A 22,254-nucleotide genomic window follows, 5' to 3' on the forward strand; every position below is an offset into this window, starting at 1 on the left:
ACCTTATCGGGTCGCAGATCCCTGCTCACACCACCGGTTGCGACACAGAGAAGCACGTCCATTATGCCGACAAAATCCCGGTCCTCCAGGTGAACATCGGCTCTTCGCTGTTTCATGTGGGTAACGCTTTCACACGTGCCTATCGATCAACCGCCTTCCCCACACTGCACGCCGGGGGTTGCACCCCCGGACCCCCGCGCACGATTGGACCGGGAAGGCACACACGGGATCCTGAGGGATTACGCCCATCCCCCCTATCGCAGATCAGCGGGGCAAGCCAGCCTCCAGGCACCAGCACAGGGATCAACTCCTTTTCATCTGGGAAACACTCCTCGCTTTCTCAATCGCGACCTGCTTTGTGAGGTCAGCCCATTATCCCGTGTCACCTGAGAGGAGTCAAATGAAGATATCAGGGCTACCCACACACAGTAGCGAAGAGCCCGAACATCTTCCAGGAAGCGGGAGAGAGCCACACCAATCCCCCTGCTCCCCCTCATACGGCCGGTTCCCTGACACTTCACACATGTCCGATGTCAGTATAGTTCGAGATCTCCGAGTTCGTGGTGCAGAGGTCCCGGGTTGAGAGGGCATGGACATCGTCGTGGCCGGTCAGGCGCGCGAAATCCGTGAGTTCGGCCGTCGAAACCCGGAGGAAGTTCTCCAGCTGCCGTGCCGATATATCGATCCGCAGCCGTTCCCTGAGCAGGGGATCCTGCGTGGTCACCCCAACCGGGCACTTCCCGGTGTTGCAGAGGCGGTACTGCTGGCAGGCACAGGCCATCAGGGCTGCAGTTCCGATCGCCACGGCGTCGGCACCCATGGCGAGGGCCTTTGCAAAGTCGGACGAGACCCGCAACCCTCCGGTGATCACCAGTGAGACACCCTCGACTTCGTGCCTATCCAGAAACTTCCTGGCCCTGTAGAGGGCAAACGGAGTCGGTACAGAGGTGGCGTCCTTGATAAAGAGAGGGCTGGCCCCTGTCGCCCCGGGCCGCCCGTCGATGGTGATAAAGTCGGGTCCTGCCGCAACGGCGACCGCCATATCGGCCTCGATCTGCCCGGCCGCCAGTTTGATCCCGATTGGCCTGCCTCCGGTCGCCTCCCTGAGATCAGAAACGATCTTTTTCAGGCTGCCGGCATCTCTTATCCCCTCAAAACGGGCAGGGCTGACGATATCAACCCCGGGCGGGAAACCCCGGATCGCTGCGATCTCCCGGGTGACCTTCTCCGCAGGGAGATGGGCACCCATCCCGGGCTTTGAAGACTGCCCGATCTTGAGCTCGACGGCATCCACACGCCGCAGGTTTTCCGGGGTTGCGCTGTAACGGTTCGGGACATATTCAAAGATATAGCGGTACGAAGCCTCAAGGGATTCCTCCAGGATCCCCCCCTCGCCCGAGCACATGGCGGTGCCCACCGCGGCGCTCCCCCTGGCCAGGGCCACCTTAACCTCTCTGGAGAGGGCCCCAAAGGACATATGCGTGATGTAGATCGGGGTCTCGATCACAAGAGGTTTATCGGCCTTCGGCCCGATCACCGTCCTGGTGCTCACCGGTTCGCCGTCGTTGAGAGGGAGACGGGCCAGCTGCGCACCCATGATCAGGATATCGTCCCATGATATGACCGGTCGGCGGGTGCGCATCGGTTCGACGATCGATTCGTCTGTCGCCGCGATACGGTGGATCCTGGCCATCTGGACCTCAAGGTCGTCATTCTCACGTTTCCACTCCCCGAGGTAGCCCTCCACATACCCGCGCCCCATATGGGAGACGGTGATCCTGTGCTCGGCGCCGCAGACAGGACAGATGATCGTCTGCTCCGACACCTTCACCTGCCGGTCCTCCAGAGGCTGCAGGTGCGAGTGGTTGGAGCGGCAGATGGGGCATTGCCAATCGTCAGGAAAATCTGCAGGTTTCGTACCCGGGGGGATGCCGGTCACCGAGTCACCCCTGGCGGGATCGTACTCAAAGACCTGACAGACATTACACCGATATCTCACCATTTTGAAACCGTCCTGATCTCAAACGCCTGACTGTTCTTTTTCCGAACCCAGAAGACAGTAATAGATGTGAGAAAGCCCCATTTCTGTGTACACCGGACACCCGCCGCAGATACACCCCTTCTCCTCATCGATGCACCTGCTTTTTCCAATCAGGGGAAAACAGAAACCTCCGGCCTCGCCGCACTCCTTCCAGCTCGGGCATGTCTTGCAGATGCACATCGAAAGAACCATCTGCTTCTTCTCTTCCATGGACAACTCAGTCTGATCCATTCCCAGTCCCCCGACCAATCATAATCTTCACGATATAATACCATTTCCATTTCAGGGTGGAACAATGGAAATGTGTATGCTATGATCGGATTTCTGGGGAAAACCAACCTCACATCGGTTTTACCCTCATCGACACTCCCCTGAAGGCAGGGCAGGCGATTATGAGGCGCCAGAAAAAAAGGGGAGGAAAACCTCACAAAATAATTATGTGCCAATGTTCCAGGCGCTCATATAGTGCGTCTGCTCCTCGCTGAGCGAGTCGATCGCGATCCCGAGGGCGGCGAGTTTTCTTTCCGCCACTTCCTCGTCGATGGCGTTCGGGACGTCGTAGACGCCGGGGACGAGGTCCTGTCCGTGCTCGACCATGTACCGGGCCGAGAGCGCCTGAAGGGCAAACGAGAGGTCCATCACCTCAATCGGGTGGCCCATCCCCTTCGGCGTCGCCAGGTTCACCAGGCGCCCCTCGGCCAGGACGTGGATCTGCTTCCCGAAAATATCGTAGGTGTCGATCCCATCCCGGCGCTCGATGGCGTCGGCGTGCTCCTCCAGCCACTTCACATCGATCTCGACGTTGAAGTGCCCGGCATTGGAGAGGATGGCGCCGTCCTGCATCAGGGCGAAGTGCCGTTCGGTCAGGATCGAAGTGTTTCCGGTGGTGGTGATGAAGATCTCGCCGACCTTCACCGCCTCGTCCATCGGCATCACGACAAAACCCTCCATATGCGCCTCAAGCGCACGCCTTGGGTCCACCTCGGTGACGATCACCTGCGCACCGAGGCCGCGGGCCTTCCGCGCCACGCCGCGGCCGCAGAAACCGTAGCCGGCGACGACGAGGTGCTTGCCCGCAAGCAGGCAGTTCGTGGTCACCATGATCGACGAGAGCGAGCTCTCGCCGGTGCCGTGGACATTGTCGAAATGACGCTTCATCGGGGTGTCGTTCACGGCGATCACCGGGAACTTCAGGGCCCCTTCAGCCGCCATCGAGCGGAGACGGTGGATACCGGTCGTCGTCTCCTCGCAGCCGCCGACGACGCCGTCGAGCACGTCCTGCCTGCGGGTGTGGATCTCGAAGATCAGGTCCATGCCGTCGTCGATCGTAATCGAGGGGCGGGCGTCGAGCACCCGGTTGATCGCCGCGTAGTACTCCTCGTTCGAGCATGCACGCTTTGCATAGCAGTGGACGCCCTTAACCCCGTTCAGGGCTTCTGCCACATCGTCCTGCGTGGAGAGGGGGTTGCAGCCGGTGATGTACACCTCGGCACCGCCGGCCGCCAGAGTTTCGACCAGGACGGCGGTCTTCGCCTCCACATGGAGGGCCATCCCGATGGTCACGCCCGCAAGCGGCTTTTCTCTCTCGAATTCCTCTCTGATGCTCCTGAGGACCGGCATATACTGCCTGGCCCAGTCCATCTTCTGCTGGCCTGTCGTCATATGGTTGCCACAGCCTCCTCCCATATCATTGGACGCCGAACACTTCAAGGGTGCGCAAACGCCCTTCCCAAACGCTGATAATCCCCGCCGCCAGAGAAACTTCGCATGGCACTCACCAGACGGATCATCCCGTGCCTCGACATCAAAGACGGCAGGGTCGTAAAGGGAACGCACTTCGAGGGACTCAGGGACGCAGGGGACCCGGTGGAGCTCGCAGCACGCTACAACGAGCAGGGGGCCGATGAGGTGGTCTTCCTGGACATCACCGCATCGAAGGAGAACCGCGGGACGATCCTCTCGGTGATCGGGAGGGCGGCCGACCAGCTCTTCCTCCCGCTCACCGTCGGCGGCGGGATCAGGAGCGTCGACGATATCCAGCAGACTCTGCGGGCCGGGGCCGACAAGGTCTCGATCAATACGAGCGCCGTCACCGACCCATCCCTCATCGACCGTGCGGCGGCGCGGTTCGGGACGCAGTGCATCGTCGTGGCGATCGATGTCAGGGCGAACCCCGTGATGCAGGAGGGAAAAACACCGGTGGTCCTCCCAGACGGCCGCGAGGTCTGGTACGAGGTGGTGACGATGGGCGGATCGCACCCGACCGGGATCGATGCGGTCAGGTGGGCACAGGAGGTCGAGGCGCGCGGGGCCGGCGAGATTCTCCTGACCAGCATGGAGACCGACGGCACAAAAGAAGGGTTCGACATCCCGATCACCCGCGCCATCTCAGAGGGCGTCGGTATCCCGGTGATCGCAAGCGGCGGCGTCGGGACGCTCGAACACTTTTACGACGGTTTCGTTCTCGGAAAAGCAGACGCCTGCCTTGCGGCAAGCGTCTTCCATTACGGTGAGTTCACCGTCAGGCAGGTCAAGGAGTACCTGGCCGCACGGGATATCCCGGTACGGCTGTAAGGTCGAGTTCGAGCGCTGCTACCGGGTGCTCGAGGGAGAAGGCGGTGAGCACCTCGGGGTGGATCTCACCGAAGACCCCGACTATTTTTCCGTTCACGACGACGTCGCCGCGACGACCATCGATGAACGCCGGATCGGCGGATTCTGCGAACTCAGGCGAGAGGCCGCACTCCCGGCAGAGAGCGTCCATCGTCGCATAGGCCTCGGAGAAATCGGCCGCCGCATGAATGGAGACGGCGGCAACGGTCTGCATCGTTGCATATCCCCGGATCACGTCGCCGGTCGCAAAGACCTGCTGCGGGAGTTCGCGGTGGCGGTTGATCTGGAGGGTCTCCATGAGCAGGGGGAGAATGTGGGTGCGCACCACGCTCTGGTCCTCGGTGATCGGTTTTGCCACCGGGAGGACGTCGGGCGAAGGCGCACGGCCCATCCGTTCGTACAGCAGTTTCTCCGAGGTGAGGGTAAAGGGCAGCACCTCGAGGTAGCCCAGGCCCGTGAAGATGGTGCGGACCGTCCGCTCGAGGGCCGAGATCGGGTGCTCCCTGCCGGTGGTGAAGGTTCTGGGGAGGGCGGCGTCGAAGCGGTCGTAGCCGTATGCGACGGCGACGTCCTCGAAAAGGTCCCAGTCGTGCATGATATCGGCGCGGTACGGTGGCACGAGCACCCTGACGCGGCCTTCAGGGAGGGGTTCGGCGCCGAAGCGCATCTTCCGCAGGAGAGCGGCCATCTCCTCCGCGTCGAGGTCAAGGCCGAGCAGGCGGGCGCAGTCGGCGACGCTCACGATCCGCTCGACAGGGGAGAGATCGGGGCATGGCGTGCCATCAATATCGACGCTCTCGATCGTCGCCCCGGCTTCAGCAAGGGCGGTGCAGATGATGTTCGCCGCCATCCGCACGGCGCGCGCGTCGGTGCCGGTGCAGTCGAGCAGGATGGTTCTCGTCTCCGTCGTCACCCGCGTCAGTTCGCCGTTGATGATCGGCGGGAAAGAAAGAACGCGGTCGTCGGCGTCGACGATGAGGGGGAAACGGTCGAAGTTCTCGACAAGACGGGCGTAGTCCCGGCCCTTCGGGTGGTCCGAGAGGATCTCCTCCATCGAGAGGTCCTCGGTAAAGTCGAGCGGGACAAAACGGCGGTCCCGCGGCGAGGCGAGATAACGGAACGGCGGCCTGACGGCGGCCATGTCGTGGACGCCGATCGCCACCTTCCGCCGGCCCCGGCCGAGCGCCCAGTGGAGCGCTTCTTGAAGCCCCATCAGGCTCTCGATCCCGGCCTCGTCGAGGCGGACGTTCCGGATCACAGCCGAACCGAGGTATGGCCGGATTTCAGCGAGGGCCGGGTCGACCGAGAAGGCGATCCCCGAAGGGGTGACCGGATATGCGGGAAGACCCTCCTCGATACCGAGGAAACCGCGCATGGCGCGGGCCACGCCCTCGGTGGAGTAGAGGTCGACGCGGCTCGGGAAGAACTCCATGTCCACATGGTCCTCGAGGGTGCGCTCGATGTCAGAGCCGATCATCGGCAGCCGATCGATGATGCTCTGCCGGTCGGTGCCGGTCAGCCGTTCGAGATATTCGTAGTTGAGCCGAATTATTGCCATATCTCACTCCCCCTCCCCGATCACCGGGCTCTCCCTGATCCAGTCGATGTCGCTCCGGTAAAGCTGCCTGAGGTCCTTTAACCCGAGTTTGAGCATGCCGACGCGGGAGATCCCGAGCCCCCATGCGAGCACCGGGGCCTCGATCCCCCACGGGGCGGTGACCTCTTCCCTGAAGACGCCGGCGCCGCCGAGCTCCACCCAGCCGAGCCCGTCCACCCATACTTCGGGTTCGACCGAGGGCTCGGTGTACGGGAAGTAGCCCGGCCTGAACCTGACGTTTGAAAAGCCCATCCTCTGGTAGAACTCGCGCAGGTAGCCGAGGAGGTGGCGGAAGGTGACGTCCTCGTCCATGACGATCCCTTCGAGCTGCTCGAACTCGGGCAGGTGGGTCGGGTCGATCGCCTCGCGCCGGTAGACCCGGCCGAGGGCGAAGGCCTTCACCGGGGGCTTCGGGTTCTCGATGAGATATTTGACCGAGAGCGGAGTCGTGTGAGTGCGCAGCACGCACTGCTCGGCCTTTGCAGCCTCCCAGACGCCGCCCCACCCGGTTGAGGAGGTGGCGCCGCCGTGCTCGTGCATGTCGCGCACCCCCTCCCAGCCCGCGGGCACGGGCTCGGTGCGGTCGAGGTAGAAGGTGTCCTGCATCTCGCGGGCCGGGTGGTCCTGCGGCTGGAAGAGGGCGTCGAAGTCCCAGAAGGCCGAGAGGGCGATGTCGCCCCGCATCTCCACAAAGCCCATGTCCAGGAGAATGCGTTTGACCTCGTCGATGATCCGCTGGTACGGATGGGATTTGCCCGGATAGATCCGTTTCGGGGGCGTCTGGAGGCTGTAGCGCCGGAGGTTCGCCGTCCGCCACGAGCCCGAGAGGATCAGGTCACGCGTCAGCGTCCCGGTCTCCTCCCTGAGGTCGAGGCCGGAGACGACGAGCGCTGCTCCGGCCGGCGTGATCGCAATCGTGTAGGAGGCCTCTTCGGCCTCGACGATGAGGTTGCGCTTGAGGAGATCAGGGATCCCGGGCATTCCCTCCCGCGGTGCGGCAAGGGCGATCTCGTCGTCGCCGGGCGGCACCTCGCCAATCGTCTGGGCGACGCCGTTTGTGATTGTGATCCAGCCTTTTTTCCGCAGCCATCCAATGCCGATCCTGGAGAGGGGAAGGGCCTGGAGGTCCTTCATCGGGATCCCCTCGCCGATCTGCTCCAGCATCTGCCGTTCGGGCAGCCCGGATCTCAGGTATTCCTCCCCTTCGGGGGTGAGGGTATAGGTCTTCGTGACCGTCCGCTCGATTGCTGCAAGGCCGCGGTCGGCGCAGAGGTGGGCATACTGCACGACCGCCTCCTCCGATGTTTCGAGGGCCTCTGCAAGGGCGACGGCACCGGCCCGGCCGCGGGGGGCGAGGGCGACGAGAAGCCGTTTTTCGTTCAGGGTGAGATCAGCCATTATCCTTCCACCAGATCTTTTGCTTCGTCTATCCGTTCGGTGAAGTCCCTGAGGAACTCCTGCGTGCGTGCAAGCGTCTCCTTCTTGCAGGTCCCGCAGAGAAGCTCGCCGGCCCGGCACCGCCGAGAGATTTCGGCAAGTTCGGCGTCGTCCTTCGCCATATGGAAGAGGTTTAAGAGATAGACCGGACACTTCTCAGGTTCGCCGCCGAGACGCTTCTGCTCGTCAAGAGTCATCCGCCCGCCGGTCAGGGCGCCCATCACCTTCTTTTTGAGGTCCTTCTCGGTCTCCCAGAACGAGATGAAACTCTCAGGGACCGAGGAGGACATCTTTCCGCCCTGCAGACCGGGCATGAAGGTGTGGTAGGTGGACGAGGGAGCGACAAACCCGAAACCGCCGTGATCGATCTCGATCAGGCGCACCGCCTCCTCGACCGGAGCGAATGAGGCACCGGGTATGTCGACATGCCCCTCGTAGCGCGTTGATCCCGGGAACGCCCGGTGGACCGCATCAATCGCCTCCTCAGGGGCGTTTTTCGAGCGGACACTGATGCAGCCGTCCCGCACCTCGACAAGGAACATCCGCAGTTTGTAGGCGACGTCCCTGGTGAGCCTGATATGGGGGTCCTGATCGATCCCGACCGGAACGACGGTGGGGGCCGGGCCGCAGTCTGCCTGCGGGAAGAGGATGTCAGCCACCTGGGTGGCAACGCTCATCGCATGGGCGAGCGCCGTCTCCTGCGAGAAACCGTAGATCGCCTGGAGGTCGGAGAAGTTGATCTTCGTCGCCGCCTCGAAGGCGAGGTCTTTTAACGGGTTGTTCTCGCTCTGGGAGTAGGTCTTCCCCTCGTAGCCGAGGGCGTAGAGGCAGGCGAGGTATTCCCGCCCGAACTCCCGGCATTTCTCCCAGGATATTCCCCGGACTGCATGCGCCTCACGGTCGGCGATGGCGACATAGCCCTGCCCGCCCTGCTGCACGTGCCAGACCACTTCTTTCATCACCATCAGGTGGCCGAGGTGCGGATGGCCCGAGGGCATGAACCCGGTCATCACGTTGAAGGGCATTCTGTTCCTGATGGCGTCGGCGATCCGGCCGTAGTCCCGGTGACCGACGACGATACCCCGGCCCATAAAAGAAGGAACGGCGGGGAGGCGGTCAACTACGTTTTCCATCGGTTCAATGCCGAATTCAGAGAAGAGTTTGCCGACATCGACCGTCTGGCTGCTTGCCCATGGATTGATCCCCTGCTGCATAAGTCGTATCTCACAGTTTTATTCGCGCAAATTCGATGTACTGAATGTCGTCTGTATGTACACAGGCAAACAACATCTTCTTTTTGACGCTGTTCGCAAGCCTGACCGAGCGGGAGATCGCCGCCATCGGAAGGGCGGTGCCTTCGGGGATCGCGTGGGCGAGGAGAAGGGAGTGCTGGAGCCCGGCAGTGTAGACCCTGAAATGGTGGCCGAACTTGTAGCCGGTCTTCGGCCCGCAGCCGCGGCGGCGCAGGTCGGCATAGACGATCGCCTTCTCCCCGAGTTCGCCGTCGGTCTCCGCGGCGATCCCATAGTATGCCTCGCGGGAGAGGGGAGCGCCGCCCCGGACGAGGGTGAGGCGGCCCGCGTCCATCAGGTACAGCGTCTCGACCGGGGAGAGCAGGATCTCCCCGGCGTCGAGGAGTTTGCCGTAACCCTCAGCAGCAAGCCAGGGGGCCTCGGCCGGGCGCACCAGCACGACCGCACCGTAGGCTTCACCAACGGCCTTCCCCTCGCCCGCCTCAGGACCGGCCTCGGCCAGGTGGTTGACCTTCACCTCATAGTAGGTGAGCTCGCCCTCGTCGTCCACCGCCGCGATAAGGTACTGTTTGCGCATGTTCCCGGCCGTCGCCACCTCGGCGACGATCTGATCGAAGTCCACCAGGTCACGCTCGGCCCGCACCCTGACGAGGTACTGGGACTGACCCTTTCCAGGCCGGTCGCCCCGGCGGAAGACCCGGAAATCATGCGGCCCGGTCTGGAGGGCGTAGCCCCGCTCCCGCAGGTCGCGGTAGACGAGGTAGCGCCTGAAAAATCCGGTGTCCCCTGAAAGATCAGCAAGGAGCCCTGAGAAGGTATGGTCGGCCACCTCGATCCTGTTCCGCCAGAGGAGGTAGAGCCCCTCCTCGGGGGCGAGGCGGATCCCCCCTTTCTCGGGGCGGCCATAGCCCCCGCTCTCGTAGAGGGAGATGCCCTCCTGCCCGAGACGGAGGCTTTTGCCGTCGAATGTTGCCTTCACGTGGAGGTAAGGTGGGCGGGCCACGGATATTAAAGATGGGGAGTGGCTGCGCGGGGGGATCACACACGCCTGATCTCGGTGTACAGGGACACCAGGGAGAGGCTGATCAGGTTCAGGGTGGTGGCGGCATACCAGAGATAGGATTCAGAGAGACTGAGCGTCGCAATCCACCCGGACCAGAGCATGGCACAGATGATCGAGAACGAAAGGAGGGTGTCGACGGCGAGAAAAACCATCGGCATGTGGAAGATCCGCCCGATCTGTGCGATGGTGCAGTAATCGAAGGGAGAAGATTTTCCAGAAAGGTCGAGAACCGCCCGCCCGGCGTTCATCAGGAGGTCTATGCCCGCCCACGCAACGACACACCACCCAAAAAGCGTGAGAAGAGGGTGCGAACATGATCCGATGCGGACGGCACTCACGCCGAAGAGCAGTTTGAAGAGGCAGAACGGGATCCCGATGGTGAGGCTCAGGAAAAACGGGCGCCGGAAAAATCTCTGGATAGTATCGGATTCCTGCTCATGGTTCCCTGAGCGGTGCTCGCGGCCCTTCAACCCCATGGTATCTGACGAGATCCCTCTCAACGAGTATCTTTTACCGTGTTATCATATCAATCGCCCGGATCAGAGATCCGGTACAGACACCTGATCACACGGTGACCGCGCCCCTCCCTGCCCCTTCAGGCTCCGGCGGCGAACGCCATCCCCGGAGGGGGTCCCTGCTCATAGGGGAGCAGCAGACGGACGGTATGAGAGGAAAGATACGATATGCCAGATATCAGGGTGAAAAAGAGCAGCAGATCGCTCGCAGAGCCGCAGGGGGAACTGCCGCCACACCACTGCCTATATATCGAGAGCGCTGACCCTCATCCCGGGTACCCATGGGTCAGAAACCGCCGCGACTGAAATATTCTCCGTTTTATCTTGTTGCGATCGTGCTCGTTCTCGCCACGCCCCCGACTCTCGGCTACATGGCATGGGAAGGGCAGCACCCATCGGTCAAGCATCTTGTCATGGATGGCGCCCCCGAGGGGATCGTCTTCATCGCCGATCCCCACCTCAGGGAGGACAATGTCGAGTATATCAGAGAGGTGATCGGCGAGATTAACGCCCTCCACCCGTCCATCGTCCTTATCGGGGGGGATTTTGTCTATGGCGAAGACCCTGACCTCTCTCTCCAGGCGGTCTGGCAGGAGATCGAGGCCCCGGTCTATGCCGTGCTCGGCAACCACGACTATAAGGCCGGGATCGACGCCGTCAGCGGGCTCCAGAAGATCATCGCTGTCTCAGGGACAGACCGCACGGCGGCAGGCTACGATATGAGCGCCCTGAAGGACGGGGTGGTCGACGCCGCCCTCGCTGGCACCCTCACGGATGTCCTCGAAGAGAACGGGGTCAGAGTGCTCAGGAACGAATATCTCACCCTCGATATCGGCGGCACGCCCCTCCTCCTCGTCGGCGTTGACGACGGATGGGCCGGGATGGCGTCGCCCCCCCAGGTGCCTGAGACCGACGCCTTCACGATCTACCTGATCCACGAGCCCGAGTGCCGGGCGGTCGACTGGGACGCCGATCTCATCCTGGCCGGCCACACCCACGGCGGGCAGATTATGCTGCCGGGCATGAAGGAGTTGAACGACAACGGCGTCCTCGAACTCTCCGGTCTCGTCCAGAAAGAGGGGGCGCCGCTCTATATCACCCGCGGCCTTGCCACCTCGAACCTCAGGACCGACCTGCGGCTGAACGCTCCTCCCGAGATCGTGGCGATAGGACCGCCCGCAGCTCTGTCATAACTCTTTTTTTGTGCCGGGTTTCAGGAACAGAGCGGTAATCTCCTCTTTTGTCAGCCGCCGCAGGTAGAAATTCCCGACGGCGGCGATGATGACCGCCCCGAAGAGGTCGAAGATCAGGTCGGTCATCGTGTCGTCGAGGCCGTGCTGGAGGGCCGTGGCGAAGAGGGTGTCGAAGAGGTACTCGTAGATCTCCCAGAGGGCGCCGAGGCCCATCGTAGAGATCACGATGAAGAAGACGATCATCGGCCTTGTCAGCCGCAGACCCGAGTAGCGGTCGACGAGCAGCACCAGCACGAAGCCGAGGACAGAGATCGTGATCGAAGAGACGAAGTGGGCGATCTTGTCGTAGTAGGGGGCAAAAACCACATAATAGTCAGAGATATGCCCGGCCACATGGAGGTACAGGGAGAGGGCGATGAGCAGGTTCACCTCCCAGGGCATGCAGATCTCGGCCCGCCTGCTGACGATATAGGGAACGGTGGTGAGAAAAAAGCCGAACATGCCCACCAGTGCCAGAAAGATGTCCCAGATCCAGAGGCTGTAGCCCACATTCAGGAGGATGAGACCCTGCACGGCGTATGCGAGGTATCTTCCCCGGGAGCGGTACGAGCGCGGCATCGATAGATGCTCTTGGTGGGTCTGAATATATACGTCTCCCACCAGCCCGGGCTCTCCGGCATCTCAATTTTCAGGTGATTTCCAGGGCGGGATACAGAAATTATTAATAGCGCACGTCGCATTACATTCAGCCCCTCATAAAAGTTCGCCCTGCCCGCCGGTCGGATCACACCGGCAATACAAACTCTTTTCTTTATTCTTGCCGATATATGCCTGCGAACCCAATACAATACTGCAAAAGAGATGAGAACGATGACACGCGTGCTGATAATAGACGATTCATCCTTTCAGAGAAAGATCATCTCCTCGATCCTCACCGCAGAGGATTATGAGATCATCTCCGCTCAGAACGGCCAGGAGGGCCTTAAATACCTCGCCGGGGATCTGCCCGATCTGATGGTCCTGGATCTGCTGATGCCCCAGATGGATGGAATCGAGGTGCTGGCAGAGATGCGCGAGCGAGGGATCCGGGTCCCGGTCATCGTCCTGACCGCCGACATTCAGGATTCAACAAAAAAGAGATGCATCGAGCTGGGAGCGGCCAGATTCATCAACAAACCGGTGAAAAAAGATGAACTCTCTGCGACGGTCAGGGAGGTGCTGGGGGTGAAAGAGGCGTGAAGGGCCTCAGCGCCGAAGATCTCGACGCCGTCAAGGAACTGGTGAACATCGGCGTCGGCAGAGCGGCGGCGATGCTGAACGAGATCACCTGCTCCCACATCACCCTCCACGTCCCGACCCTCCAGGTGATCAGAATCGACGAACTCGATTCGGCCGGAGGGCTTTCCGGGAGAACGGGTGCCGCAACCGTCAAGATCGACTTCAGGGGATTTTTTACCGGCACAACGGCACTGATATTCCTCCCCGAGAGCGCGGCAGCCCTGGTCATGGCGATCACCGGCGAGAGTGAGGATCTGCCCGAACTCGATGCGATCAGGATCGAGACCCTCATGGAGGTCGGAAATATCTTTATCAATGGCGTGATGGGATCGATCGGAAATGTTCTCGGCCAGCAGATCACCTACCTGCCCCCGGTGTATGTCGAGGACACGATGGCAAACATCGTCAGGACCGCCAGATTCGATCCCGATGAGCGGGTGCTGCTCGCCAACACGCGCTTTTACGTCGAAGACATCAATGTCGAAGGGATTATCGCAATGATCCTTGAGATCGGATCGCTCGATAGCCTCCTCGAAAAAATTGCGGCCGTCAGAGGGGCGTGAGAGTACGAGTGAGAACCGGTCTGCCCGCACATGGGAAGGGATGGACCTGCTGCCGGTCGGGATCTGCATCGTCGACGACAGTCTAACGGTCAGGTACTGGAATGCCTGCCTGGAAGAGTGGACCGGGACACCGGCCGCCGGGATTGTGGGGCAGAAGATTACCGAGCACTTCCCGGGCCTGAAAAAAGCCGGCTTCATCGACCGGATCGAACAGGTGCTCCAGGGTGGTGCCCCGACGGTGTTCTCATCCCAGATCCACACCTGCCTGATCCCCTCGCATTTCCCGGACGGCACAATACGGGTCCAGCGCACCACCCTGATTCCCCTGGAAACTGGAGAAAAAGGCAGATTTAACGCGATGTTCGTCTGTGAGGACGTGAGTGCCCTGACACAGCAGGTGAAATCATACAGGGCGATGAGAAACCAGACGCTGCATGAACTCGAGGAGCGGAGAAAAGCCGAGCTGGCACTGAGGGCGGCCAACGAGGATCTCAGGGCCTATTTCGCCGAGCATACATCCAGGCTCACAGAACCGCTCAGCGGCGTCGCGGCCGATATTGAGGCGATCTTGCAGGAGATGGAAGCGGAGGCGCGGGACAGCGATGCCGTCAGAAAAAAATTGCGCGATGCCATCGGGACTATTAGAACGACAGAAAAGAGGCTGACCGAACTGATCGAGGTCGCACGCAAAGAGCAGCAGGATGTCGGGCAGGAGCAGGGATATTTCATGCCTCAGACCATCCAGGGATCCTATCGTCCCTGACCCGGACCCTCCGCGGCGCCGGTGCCAGAGATCGATCTGAGAGGCAAAAAAGCGCTATTTTTATCGGCCACCGGCTTCCCCACCCTGTCCCACGCAAAACAGAGCTCCAGGAACCTCCGCCCCCGGAGCGCCACCGACCTACACCCACCCGATGCCGGCCATCAGGAGGGCGAAGAGCACCAGATCATACGTGGCATGGGTGATCGCGCAGACCGAGGTGTTTGTCCTCTCCCGCAGGAGGGCGAAGACAAGCCCTGCAAGAAAAACGGAGAGCACGCCGTCCCAGGCGTACTGGTAGGCGTGCAGGGAGGCGAAGACAAGGACCGACGGCAGGATGCCGAAGCGAGGCTGCAAAACACCACGGATCGCAAGCTCCTCGCCGACACCGGCGACGATCGCCGCTACGACAGCGGCGAGCGGCGTCAGGTACGACCCGAAGAGCGCCCTCATATACCCTTCATCGGTGACGTACCAACCGAAATATCCCCAGATCGCGCCGATGACATGGTCAACGAGGGAGAAGAGGAGGACGAGCACCAGCCCCGCGGCGAAGGCGAAAGCGATCGATCTGAGGGGCGGCCTGACGACGCCGAGGCGCTGGAGCGCCCCGGTAAACGACCTCTTCACAAAGAGGCCGACGGCGATGAATGCGCCGATGACGGTCCAGAACAGGCCGTAAGCATCGGACTTTGCCGCCTCCGCGGGGGTGAGCGGTCCGAGGGCGAACGCCGGGTTTCCTATCAGGTCGAGGAGGGGGGGATAGCCGAGGACCATAAGGGGAACGAGGGGGAGGAGCGCAAGAGCGGCGACGATCACGAGGGCCACGGTGTGGACAAAGTTTTCCGGATCGATCGGCAGGTAGCGTGCGAGGCGGATGCGGACCCGGCCCGAGAACCCGAGCAGGCTCACCCCGGCCGCACCGAGGCAGAGGAGCAGGGATGAGGCGAGCGCCACAACGAGATCGAGCGGGGGCTCCTCGACATCCATCAGGGAGAGCCACGGCGCAAGCGAGAAGAACCACGAGATCAGCGCAAGCGAGAGGACAAAGAGAACCGTCAGGGCGGCGACGACCGGCCTGAGACGGGGGCGGTCGAGAGCAAGGAAGGCGAGGAGGGCGATCACGAAGATCGGGGCGACCTGTGCCCCTGTCGAGAAGAAAAGGGCGACATCGCCCTGCGGGTCTCCGGAAAATGCTGCGACCAGCGCCAGCGCCGCCCCGAGGAGGACGAGGGCGATCAGGTACGGATGAAAGGCGTTTCTGTCCATTGGTGTACCAGAGAGATGTTCATTGGAGAGAGAAGGACAAATAATCGACTGAACCAACCGGGATAGACGATCGAACCGCCCCTCACGCCCCGGCCAGTTCGCGCAGGCGGCGGATATTTCCGGCATCGTCCCGGGAAGCGTCCACCGGCGTCTCGCAGATCAAGGGGAGGCGCCGGATCGCCGGGACGGCGAGAAACGCCACAAACCCATCCTCGCCGATCGCACCGAGGCCGATGTGCTCGTGCCGGTCGAGATGCGAACCGAGCCCACCCTTGCAGTCGTTGCAGTGGACGACGCAGAGGCGCTCCAGACCGAGCGCCCCGTCGAAGTGGTCGAGCGTCTCGCCGACCGTCGTCCCGTCCCTCAGGTCGTAGCCCGCGGCGAAGGCATGGCAGGTGTCGAAGCAGACGGCGGTGCGCTCCTCGGGCAGGGCGTCCAGGATCAGGGCGATCTCCTCGAATGTACCACCCATGCCGTTCTTCGTGCCGGCGGTGTTCTCCAGGAGGAGGCGCACCCCGTCGGGAACGGCGGCGAGCGCCTGAAGGATCCCATCGACGAGGCGCTTTCTCCCCGCCTCGATCCCGGTGCCGAGATGGCTGCCGAGGTGCATGACGAGGTACGGAATGCCGAGGGCCTCGCACCGGTTCAGTTCGGCCGTCAGGGTCTCGACCGACTTTTCGTAGACCTCCTCCTTCGGCGAGGCGAGGTTCGGGAGGTAGGGCATGTGGTCCACCACCGGCCCGAGGCCCGAGGCGTTGAGGCGCTCCCTGAAACCGACGATCTCGGCGTCGGTGAGATCTTTGAACCGCCAGCCCCTGGGGTTGCGCGAGAATATCTGGAAGCAGTCGCACCCCCGCTCCTCCGCCCTCTCCACGGCGTCGGCAAGGGATCCTGCGATCGAGACATGGCACCCGGCACGGATCATGGGAGATGGGTGGGGCGGCGGCCCTCATCAGGCTGCCGGAAGGAGCAGGGTTAAAAAGGGAGGCGAGCGTCAGCTCATCCATTCCCTGATCCGCCCGATCACCGCCTCGCCCACCTGCACGGTCGAGGCCGCCCCCCCGAGGTCGGGCGTCCGCACCCCGGCGGCAAGGGCGGCGTTCACCGCCGCATCCACGGCTACCGCCTCGTCCGCGTACCCGAAATGGGCAAGAAGCAGTGCCGCAGATCGGATCGCCGCCACCGGGTTTGCAATTCCTCTCCCCGCAATGTCCGGCGCCGATCCGTGCACCGGTTCGAAAAAGGCGTGTTTATCCCCGATGTTCGCCGACGGGAGCATGCCGAGCCCGCCGACGAGATAGCCGGCGGCGTCTGAGAGGATGTCGCCGAAGATGTTCGTGGTCACGATCACCCCATAGCGGGCCGGGTGCATCAGCACGTCCAGGCAGAGGGCGTCGATGTATTTCTCTTCCCAGGCCACGCCCGCCGCCTCTGCCTCCTCGATCACACACCGGCGGAAGAGGACGTCAGACTTGATCACGTTCGCCTTCGTCCCGATCGTGAGGTGTCCACCCTTCACGAGCCCGGCGGCAAAGCGTGCGATCCGCCGGCTCCCCCGCTCGGTGACCACCCGCAGGGTGCAGGCGCTCCCGGGCAGGCTCCACTCGATCCCTGAATAGAGACCTTCGGTGTTCTCCCGCACAATGATGAGATCGACGCCCGGCCCCCGCACCGGCCGCACATTCGCATAGAGGTCGAGGTCGTGCCTGATCTGGAGAAGGACGCTCAGGTAATCCGGGTCTGGCGGGGTCGTCACGGCGCCGAAGAGGATCGCATCGGCTTCCGAAAGAGCCCGAATCTCCTCAGCACCGATAGCGGCGCCGCAACGCTCCCAGCGGCCGTAACCGACCTCGACAGGGTAATAGTCCCACTCCGGGCGGATGTAGCGGAGAACGCCCTCGGCCACCGGGACGACCTCACGGCCGATCCCGTCACCCGGAACGATTGCGACCTTCATGCTCCCTCCATGAGGCGAGCGCCTCCCGCAGGATCCGATCGATCGTGTGGGGGGAGGCGCCCCAGTGAACGACGCCGCCGAGTTTCCCGTTCCAGACGCCGACGCCCTCGCGGTCGGCCCGGCAGCACCGGGCGATGAAAGGTTCCTCGGCCACCTGCGTCAGGGGGCAGATCTCGTCGATCACCACGCCGGATCCATAGTTTTCAGCGCAGAACTGCCGCGCCGTGAGGCATCCGGCCACCCGCTCGGTGCCCGCGAGGCGGTCGGTGTCCAGGGTCAGGTCGAACCCCCCGGCCCGGCAGGGATAGACCTCGGCGGCCGTATCCCTGATATCCCTGATATGGTACTCGAAGGCGATGCCGAGGTCGCCGAAGAGCCCGACCGCTTCAAGCTCCTCCAGGATGGCAGCGAGATGAGGCCGCGGCGGGATGATGTCGTAGACGTGCACGGTGAGGAGGTCCGCGGGCTCAGGATCGATCACGAAGATCCTGGACTCGTCAGGGCTCTGAAAGATCGTGCACCGGTGGCCCCCCTCCTTCGCAAGCCTGACCAGGAGAGCGCGGTCGTTGAAGTTCACCGGGTCTGGATAGAGGATCGTCTCGTCCGGGGTGGCCAGCACTTCCTCGCCGACGATCTCCCGCATCAGGTCTTTACCATCGGCGAGGCGGACGGCGAGCACCTCGTAGCCGTCCACGGTCTGCCTGATCAGCCAGCGGGAAAGAAAATACACGCGGTTACCCAGGGGTCGGCCGTTCGCAAGCCCGATATATTTGCACTCTTCAGGAAAGATCATCGAGGTCCTCCGCACAGGAACGGTACAAGGCCCCCTGCAGCAAGGATCGCACGCATACGCGGCGAAAGAGGGCTGACGGCCCGGCGGATACCGCCAGCCTCTATCCAGCCCTCTTCAAGGTCGAACGTGACCTGATCGCCGTCCCTGCAGGGGATCTCGCACTCGAGCACAGGCAGTCCTATGTTGACGGCGTTGCGAAAAAAGATTCTGGCAAACGAAGGCGCCGCCACGGCGACGACCCCGGCGTCCCTGAGGGCAATGGCCGCCTGCTCGCGCGACGAGCCGCAGCCGAAATTGCCGCCCGCCACGATCACCGCCCCCGAGAGTCTCCCTGCAAGGGCGGGATCGAGGTCTTCGAGGGCGTGCGCCGCCCAGACCGAGCGGTCCTTCGTCCGCAGGTAGCGCCCGGCGATGATCAGGTCGGTATCGATGTCCCGGCCGAGACAGACGGCGCGCCCGATGCCCCTCATAAAAACTCCTCCGGTGAGGTGATGGCACCCGCAAGCGCCGTTGCCGCCGCCGTCATGGGCGAGGCGAGATAGATCTCCCCGCCGACGCCCATCCGGTTCTTGAAGTTCCGGTTCGCCGTGGAGAGGCAGACCTCGCCCTCTCCAAGCACGCCCATATGAGCCCCAAGGCACGGTCCGCACCCTGGCGTCGCCACGGCGCACCCGGCGGCGACAAGATCGGCAAGGACGCCGGTCGAGACCGCCTGCATCAGGACAGCACGGGAGGCCGGGACGACAACCGTCCGCACCGCCACCTGTTTTCCGCGCACGAGTGCGGCGAAGGCCGCAAGGTCCTCGTAGCGCCCGCCGGTGCAGGTGCCCAGGAAGACCTGGTCCACCGGCAGGCCCTCTTTCTCGGCCACCGGACAGACCGTGTCCACCCGCGGCGGCAGGGCCAGCAGGGGGACAACGTCCTCAAGGTCGATCGCGATCTCGTCCGGATAGCCGCCGGCGTGCGGGGCCTGCTGCTCCGCCGCAATCCCGAAGCCTGCGAGGTAATCGCGGGTCACCCGGTCGGCATAGAAGATCCCGGCCTTCGCCCCGGTCTCCACCGCCATATTGCAGAGGGTCAGGCGGTCGGCCATGGAGAGGGACACTGCCCCCTCACCGACGAACTCGAGGGCGCGGTAGGTCGCCCCGTCCATCCCGAGGGCACCGACATAAGCGAGGGCGACATCCTTTGCCGATGCCGCACCGGAAAGGGCGCCTTCCAGGAAGATCCCGGTCGTTTCCGGCACCCTGAACCAGGTGCCGCCGGTCGCCCAGATGCCGGCCATGTCGGTCGCCCCGACCCCGGTGGCAAACGCCCCGAGGGCGCCGAGGGTGCACGAGTGCGAATCGGCCCCGACGATCACCTCGCCGGGCAGGGCGCGGCCTTCGGCCATCACCTGATGGCAGACGCCGGCACCGACCTCGAAGAAATGCATCCCGGTCATGGCCGCGAACTCCCGCATCTCCTGCTGGAGATCGGCGGTCATCGAGGTGTTCGCCGGGACGATATGGTCGAAGATCAGGTAGCGCCGGTCCGGGTCGGTGAAGACGCCAGACCCGATCTCCGTCCAGGCGGCGCGGGCGAGCAGCCCGGTGCCGTCATGGACATAGGCCCGGTCGACGGCCCGGTCCACATAGGCACCCGCTCCGGCGCCCAGGATCCGCTCTGAAAGGGTGCTCACTGTCTGCCCCCCTCTCTCGCCGCACAGAGGATCTCATGGAGCAGTTCAGAGGTCACCGCGCACTTCGCCTCGCTCCGCCTCTTCACCTCGGCGAGCACCCAGGTGATCTCGTCCTCGGCAAGGTCGTAGCCGAGGGAGGCGGCCACGTGCCTGACGGCATGCCTGCCCGTGTGCTTGCCCAGGATGAACGTGCGCTCGCAGCCGACAAGGGCGGGCTTCACGTATTCGTAGGTCTCCGGGTCCTTCAGGATCGCCGCGATATGGATGCCGCTCTCGTGCGAGAAGGCGTGCGCCCCGACGATCGCCTTGTTTCTGGCGACCGGCATACCGGCGGCCTTCGCCACCGTCTCCGAGAGTTTATGCAGGAGCGAGAGGTCGTAGCGGCTGATGCCCCCCTTCATGGCGAGCAGGACCAGGACCTCTTCGAGGGCGGCGTTTCCTGCCCGCTCCCCGATCCCGTTCACGGTGGTGTGGAGCTGGAAGGCCCCGGACGCCGCCGCCGTGATCGTGTTCGCCGTGGCGCACCCCATATCGTCATGGCAGTGGATGCAGAGCGGGACCGAAACCGACGGGATGATCTCCTCCACGGCGGCCCTGATCTCGACCGGCATCAGGCAGCCGACGGTGTCGGTGAAGGTGACCAGGTCGGCGCCGTGCGAGACCGCCTCCCGGTATGCCCTGAGGAGGAAGAACGGATCGGTCCGGGAGGCGTCCTCTGCCCCGAACCTGACCTCGACGCCGTGGTCGTGGGCGTACTCGACCATTGCCATCGCTTCCATCAGCACCTCATCGCGCGGCCTGCCGTACTTGTGCCTGATATGGAGGTCAGAGGTCGGCAGGAAGACCGAGACCATATCCACCCCGCAGTCGAGGGCGGCGTCGATATCCTCCTTCTTCGCACGGGACAGGGCGCAGATCCGGGCTTCGAGCCCCATGCGGCATATCGCCCTGACGGCCTCCTGTTCGCTCGACGAGACCGCAGGGAACCCGCCCTCGATCACCTCGAGGCCGATGCCGTCAAGCAGCCCGGCGATTTCCATCTTCTCTTCGCAGGTGAACGAAACGCCGGGCGTCTGTTCACCGTCACGCAGCGTGACATCGCAGATCTCAACATTCCACATGCTCATGGCTCTCTCCGCCGGGGCATATGCCCCGTACGATAATGGTTACCGGTCTGTTCGCAGGCAGGAACAGTCGCCTGAGCACCGCAGTGTCGGCGGCGTCGCAGACGATGGGGCCGGTCCACCCGATATAGCGCAGGACGTCAGGAGCCTCATGGCCCCCGACCATGCCCATCCGGCTGTTCGCAAGGACGATACAGAGGAGCGGCGTCCCCTTCTCATACACGTCGATGAGGGCGTTGATCCCCGAGTGGATAAGGGCATAGTCCCCGATCAGGGCCACGCCCGTGCTCTTTGCCCCGACCCCAACGGCAGATCCGAGACCGTAGGAGGCAACGCCGATCCCGTACGGCGGGTTCATGGCGAGGAGCGAACACCCGGCGTCGCAGGCTGGATGCATATCCCGCTCCGCGAGCAGGGCAAACAGGGCGTGATACGGACAGTGGGGACAGAGCCCACGGGAAAACCCGCGGTCGGCGAAGCGTTCGGGCTCGCCGGCCGGCGCCTCGACTGCGGGGAGCGTCACCCGCACGCCCGGCAGATGGGGAGGAACCGCGGCGGCCGCCGCCGCACGCGCCCGCTCCCACCGTCCTCGCATCGTGAGGGACCCGGGCGCAAGAGCGCCCGGTGTCCTGGGCGGCACAAGGGGTTCATCGCCCACCCGGGCCGCGAGGGTATCGGGCGTCATCCTGAGGACCGCCACCCGCGAGAGGCGCTCGGAGAGGGCGAAAGCTGCCCCCACCGACGCAAAGACGTCGGTCTCGGGCTCGATCACCGGCACCATGGCGAGAGGGCCGAAGTGGCTGGAGTCCTCCGCCGTCTGCGAGGCGCGGCAGAGGGGATCGTCCCCGGCCACCACCACGACACCGGCGATGAGCCCCTGCGCCGTCGCCTGCACCAGGGGATCGGCGAGGAGGTTCATGCCGACGTTTTTCACGATCACCGCCGCCCGCCGCCCGGCGAGCGAATCGCCGAGGGCGTATTCGAGGGCGACCTTCTCGTTGACGCAGACCTCGGCGTCGGCCGCTCTGGCGACATCGGTCACCGGATAGCCTGGCACCGTGTAGATCTGATCCGCAACCAGGCGCAGGGCCGCCGCAAGCGCTTCCCCCCCGTTCAC

The 22,254-nt window shown here is 63.4% G+C and carries 22 protein-coding genes; 5 read left to right on the forward strand and 17 right to left on the reverse strand.

Translation table 11 applies throughout. From position 1 onward, the window contains the following. Window positions 1–517: 517 nt before the first annotated feature. From HWN36_RS04335 to HWN36_RS04345, 3 genes are all read right to left on the reverse strand, one after another. Window positions 518–2,002, reverse strand: a complete 1,485-nt coding sequence (locus HWN36_RS04335; protein ID WP_176788234.1) for a glutamate synthase-related protein — start codon at window positions 2,000–2,002, stop codon at window positions 518–520. Window positions 2,003–2,020: 18 nt separating this feature from the next. Beyond that, window positions 2,021–2,272, reverse strand: a complete 252-nt coding sequence (locus HWN36_RS04340) for a DUF2769 domain-containing protein (protein ID WP_176788235.1) — start codon at window positions 2,270–2,272, stop codon at window positions 2,021–2,023. A gap of 204 nt (window positions 2,273–2,476) precedes the next feature. Further along, window positions 2,477–3,703 carry an adenosylhomocysteinase gene (locus HWN36_RS04345; RefSeq protein WP_176788236.1) on the reverse strand — a complete coding sequence of 409 codons (1,227 nt, stop codon included), beginning with the start codon at window positions 3,701–3,703 and terminating at the stop codon, window positions 2,477–2,479. A 105-nt stretch (window positions 3,704–3,808) separates the two neighbouring features. Here HWN36_RS04345 and hisF point away from each other — a divergent pair, with 105 nt between their 5' ends. Further along, the gene (gene hisF, locus HWN36_RS04350; protein ID WP_176788237.1) at window positions 3,809–4,615 is read left to right on the forward strand and encodes an imidazole glycerol phosphate synthase subunit HisF; all 807 of its coding nucleotides are present in this window, start codon (window positions 3,809–3,811) and stop codon (window positions 4,613–4,615) included. On the opposite strand, the gene pheT is transcribed toward hisF, so the two are convergent. Genes pheT through HWN36_RS04375 form a run of 5 tightly spaced genes read right to left on the reverse strand, consistent with a single transcriptional unit; the run spans window position 4,572 to window position 10,480 of the window. Beyond that, a complete protein-coding gene (gene pheT, locus HWN36_RS04355) occupies window positions 4,572–6,212 on the reverse strand; it encodes a phenylalanine--tRNA ligase subunit beta (RefSeq protein ID WP_176788238.1) in 1,641 nt (546 codons plus the stop codon). The genes hisF and pheT overlap by 44 nt on opposite strands. Window positions 6,213–6,215: 3 nt before the next feature. Next, entirely contained in the window at window positions 6,216–7,649 is a 1,434-nt protein-coding gene (gene pheS, locus HWN36_RS04360) for a phenylalanine--tRNA ligase subunit alpha (protein WP_176788239.1), read from the reverse strand. Further along, window positions 7,649–8,902: a tryptophan--tRNA ligase gene (locus HWN36_RS04365; RefSeq protein ID WP_176788240.1), complete on the reverse strand. Its 1,254-nt coding sequence runs from the start codon at window positions 8,900–8,902 to the stop codon at window positions 7,649–7,651. The genes pheS and HWN36_RS04365 overlap by 1 nt, the downstream gene beginning before the upstream one ends. A 10-nt stretch (window positions 8,903–8,912) precedes the next feature. After that, the gene (gene endA, locus HWN36_RS04370; protein ID WP_176788241.1) at window positions 8,913–9,920 is read right to left on the reverse strand and encodes a tRNA-intron lyase; all 1,008 of its coding nucleotides are present in this window, start codon (window positions 9,918–9,920) and stop codon (window positions 8,913–8,915) included. Between the two features lie 59 nt (window positions 9,921–9,979). Beyond that, entirely contained in the window at window positions 9,980–10,480 is a 501-nt protein-coding gene (locus tag HWN36_RS04375; RefSeq protein ID WP_176788242.1) for a hypothetical protein, read from the reverse strand. A 320-nt stretch (window positions 10,481–10,800) separates the two neighbouring features. On the opposite strand from HWN36_RS04375, the gene HWN36_RS04380 reads away from it, so the two are divergent. After that, the gene (locus HWN36_RS04380; RefSeq protein ID WP_176788243.1) at window positions 10,801–11,712 is read left to right on the forward strand and encodes a metallophosphoesterase; all 912 of its coding nucleotides are present in this window, start codon (window positions 10,801–10,803) and stop codon (window positions 11,710–11,712) included. Here the strand turns inward: HWN36_RS04380 and HWN36_RS04385 are convergent. After that, window positions 11,707–12,330: a hypothetical protein gene (locus tag HWN36_RS04385; RefSeq protein WP_176788244.1), complete on the reverse strand. Its 624-nt coding sequence runs from the start codon at window positions 12,328–12,330 to the stop codon at window positions 11,707–11,709. The genes HWN36_RS04380 and HWN36_RS04385 overlap by 6 nt on opposite strands. A 252-nt stretch (window positions 12,331–12,582) precedes the next feature. Between HWN36_RS04385 and HWN36_RS04390 the strand changes: the two genes are divergently transcribed. Genes HWN36_RS04390 through HWN36_RS04400 form a run of 3 tightly spaced genes read left to right on the forward strand, consistent with a single transcriptional unit; the run spans window position 12,583 to window position 14,316 of the window. After that, entirely contained in the window at window positions 12,583–12,951 is a 369-nt protein-coding gene (locus HWN36_RS04390) for a response regulator (protein ID WP_176788245.1), read from the forward strand. Continuing rightward, the gene (locus tag HWN36_RS04395) at window positions 12,948–13,553 is read left to right on the forward strand and encodes a chemotaxis protein CheC (RefSeq protein ID WP_176788246.1); all 606 of its coding nucleotides are present in this window, start codon (window positions 12,948–12,950) and stop codon (window positions 13,551–13,553) included. Before HWN36_RS04390 ends, HWN36_RS04395 begins: the two co-directional genes overlap by 4 nt. 40 nt (window positions 13,554–13,593) lie before the next feature. Then, the gene (locus HWN36_RS04400; RefSeq protein WP_176788247.1) at window positions 13,594–14,316 is read left to right on the forward strand and encodes a PAS domain-containing protein; all 723 of its coding nucleotides are present in this window, start codon (window positions 13,594–13,596) and stop codon (window positions 14,314–14,316) included. A 138-nt stretch (window positions 14,317–14,454) separates the two neighbouring features. On the opposite strand, the gene HWN36_RS04405 is transcribed toward HWN36_RS04400, so the two are convergent. The 8 genes from HWN36_RS04405 to HWN36_RS04440 all read right to left on the reverse strand — a co-directional run bounded on the left by HWN36_RS04405 (window position 14,455) and on the right by HWN36_RS04440 (window position 22,254). Continuing rightward, a complete protein-coding gene (locus HWN36_RS04405; RefSeq protein WP_176788248.1) occupies window positions 14,455–15,582 on the reverse strand; it encodes a CPBP family intramembrane glutamic endopeptidase in 1,128 nt (375 codons plus the stop codon). An 82-nt stretch (window positions 15,583–15,664) separates the two neighbouring features. Continuing rightward, window positions 15,665–16,507: a deoxyribonuclease IV gene (locus HWN36_RS04410; RefSeq protein WP_176788249.1), complete on the reverse strand. Its 843-nt coding sequence runs from the start codon at window positions 16,505–16,507 to the stop codon at window positions 15,665–15,667. Window positions 16,508–16,576: 69 nt separating this feature from the next. Continuing rightward, complete coding sequence (locus HWN36_RS04415; protein ID WP_176788250.1) at window positions 16,577–17,539, reverse strand: isocitrate/isopropylmalate dehydrogenase family protein; 963 nt, start codon at window positions 17,537–17,539, stop codon at window positions 16,577–16,579. After that, window positions 17,514–18,332 carry a DUF7714 family protein gene (locus HWN36_RS04420; RefSeq protein WP_176788251.1) on the reverse strand — a complete coding sequence of 273 codons (819 nt, stop codon included), beginning with the start codon at window positions 18,330–18,332 and terminating at the stop codon, window positions 17,514–17,516. Before HWN36_RS04420 ends, HWN36_RS04415 begins: the two co-directional genes overlap by 26 nt. Beyond that, on the reverse strand, window positions 18,329–18,802 hold the full coding sequence (locus HWN36_RS04425) for a LeuD/DmdB family oxidoreductase small subunit (protein ID WP_176788252.1): 474 nt from the start codon (window positions 18,800–18,802) through the stop codon (window positions 18,329–18,331). Before HWN36_RS04425 ends, HWN36_RS04420 begins: the two co-directional genes overlap by 4 nt. After that, window positions 18,799–20,013: a 3-isopropylmalate dehydratase/homoaconitate hydratase family large subunit gene (locus HWN36_RS04430; RefSeq protein ID WP_176788253.1), complete on the reverse strand. Its 1,215-nt coding sequence runs from the start codon at window positions 20,011–20,013 to the stop codon at window positions 18,799–18,801. The genes HWN36_RS04425 and HWN36_RS04430 overlap by 4 nt, the downstream gene beginning before the upstream one ends. After that, window positions 20,010–21,140, reverse strand: coding sequence for a homocitrate synthase family protein (locus tag HWN36_RS04435; RefSeq protein WP_176788254.1), 1,131 nt, complete (start codon window positions 21,138–21,140; stop codon window positions 20,010–20,012). Before HWN36_RS04435 ends, HWN36_RS04430 begins: the two co-directional genes overlap by 4 nt. Continuing rightward, the gene (locus HWN36_RS04440) at window positions 21,121–22,254 is read right to left on the reverse strand and encodes a thiamine pyrophosphate-dependent enzyme (RefSeq protein WP_176788255.1); all 1,134 of its coding nucleotides are present in this window, start codon (window positions 22,252–22,254) and stop codon (window positions 21,121–21,123) included. Before HWN36_RS04440 ends, HWN36_RS04435 begins: the two co-directional genes overlap by 20 nt.

Source organism: Methanofollis tationis (genome assembly GCF_013377755.1).
Lineage (GTDB): Archaea > Halobacteriota > Methanomicrobia > Methanomicrobiales > Methanofollaceae > Methanofollis > Methanofollis tationis.

Coding starts and splice junctions, on each gene's coding strand:
- HWN36_RS04410 (WP_176788249.1), bottom strand. CDS start 16,507: ATGATCCGTGCCGGGTGCCATGTCTCGATCGCAGGATCCCTTGCCGAC.
- HWN36_RS04340 (WP_176788235.1), bottom strand. CDS start 2,272: ATGGATCAGACTGAGTTGTCCATGGAAGAGAAGAAGCAGATGGTTCTT.
- HWN36_RS04380 (WP_176788243.1), top strand. CDS start 10,801: ATGGGTCAGAAACCGCCGCGACTGAAATATTCTCCGTTTTATCTTGTT.
- HWN36_RS04435 (WP_176788254.1), bottom strand. CDS start 21,140: ATGAGCATGTGGAATGTTGAGATCTGCGATGTCACGCTGCGTGACGGT.
- HWN36_RS04400 (WP_176788247.1), top strand. CDS start 13,594: ATGGACCTGCTGCCGGTCGGGATCTGCATCGTCGACGACAGTCTAACG.
- HWN36_RS04365 (WP_176788240.1), bottom strand. CDS start 8,902: ATGCAGCAGGGGATCAATCCATGGGCAAGCAGCCAGACGGTCGATGTC.
- HWN36_RS04420 (WP_176788251.1), bottom strand. CDS start 18,332: ATGATCTTTCCTGAAGAGTGCAAATATATCGGGCTTGCGAACGGCCGA.
- HWN36_RS04375 (WP_176788242.1), bottom strand. CDS start 10,480: ATGGGGTTGAAGGGCCGCGAGCACCGCTCAGGGAACCATGAGCAGGAA.
- HWN36_RS04385 (WP_176788244.1), bottom strand. CDS start 12,330: ATGCCGCGCTCGTACCGCTCCCGGGGAAGATACCTCGCATACGCCGTG.
- HWN36_RS04415 (WP_176788250.1), bottom strand. CDS start 17,539: ATGAAGGTCGCAATCGTTCCGGGTGACGGGATCGGCCGTGAGGTCGTC.
- pheS (WP_176788239.1), bottom strand. CDS start 7,649: ATGGCTGATCTCACCCTGAACGAAAAACGGCTTCTCGTCGCCCTCGCC.
- HWN36_RS04390 (WP_176788245.1), top strand. CDS start 12,583: ATGACACGCGTGCTGATAATAGACGATTCATCCTTTCAGAGAAAGATC.
- hisF (WP_176788237.1), top strand. CDS start 3,809: ATGGCACTCACCAGACGGATCATCCCGTGCCTCGACATCAAAGACGGC.
- HWN36_RS04405 (WP_176788248.1), bottom strand. CDS start 15,582: ATGGACAGAAACGCCTTTCATCCGTACCTGATCGCCCTCGTCCTCCTC.
- HWN36_RS04345 (WP_176788236.1), bottom strand. CDS start 3,703: ATGACGACAGGCCAGCAGAAGATGGACTGGGCCAGGCAGTATATGCCG.
- HWN36_RS04335 (WP_176788234.1), bottom strand. CDS start 2,002: ATGGTGAGATATCGGTGTAATGTCTGTCAGGTCTTTGAGTACGATCCC.
- HWN36_RS04425 (WP_176788252.1), bottom strand. CDS start 18,802: ATGAGGGGCATCGGGCGCGCCGTCTGTCTCGGCCGGGACATCGATACC.
- pheT (WP_176788238.1), bottom strand. CDS start 6,212: ATGGCAATAATTCGGCTCAACTACGAATATCTCGAACGGCTGACCGGC.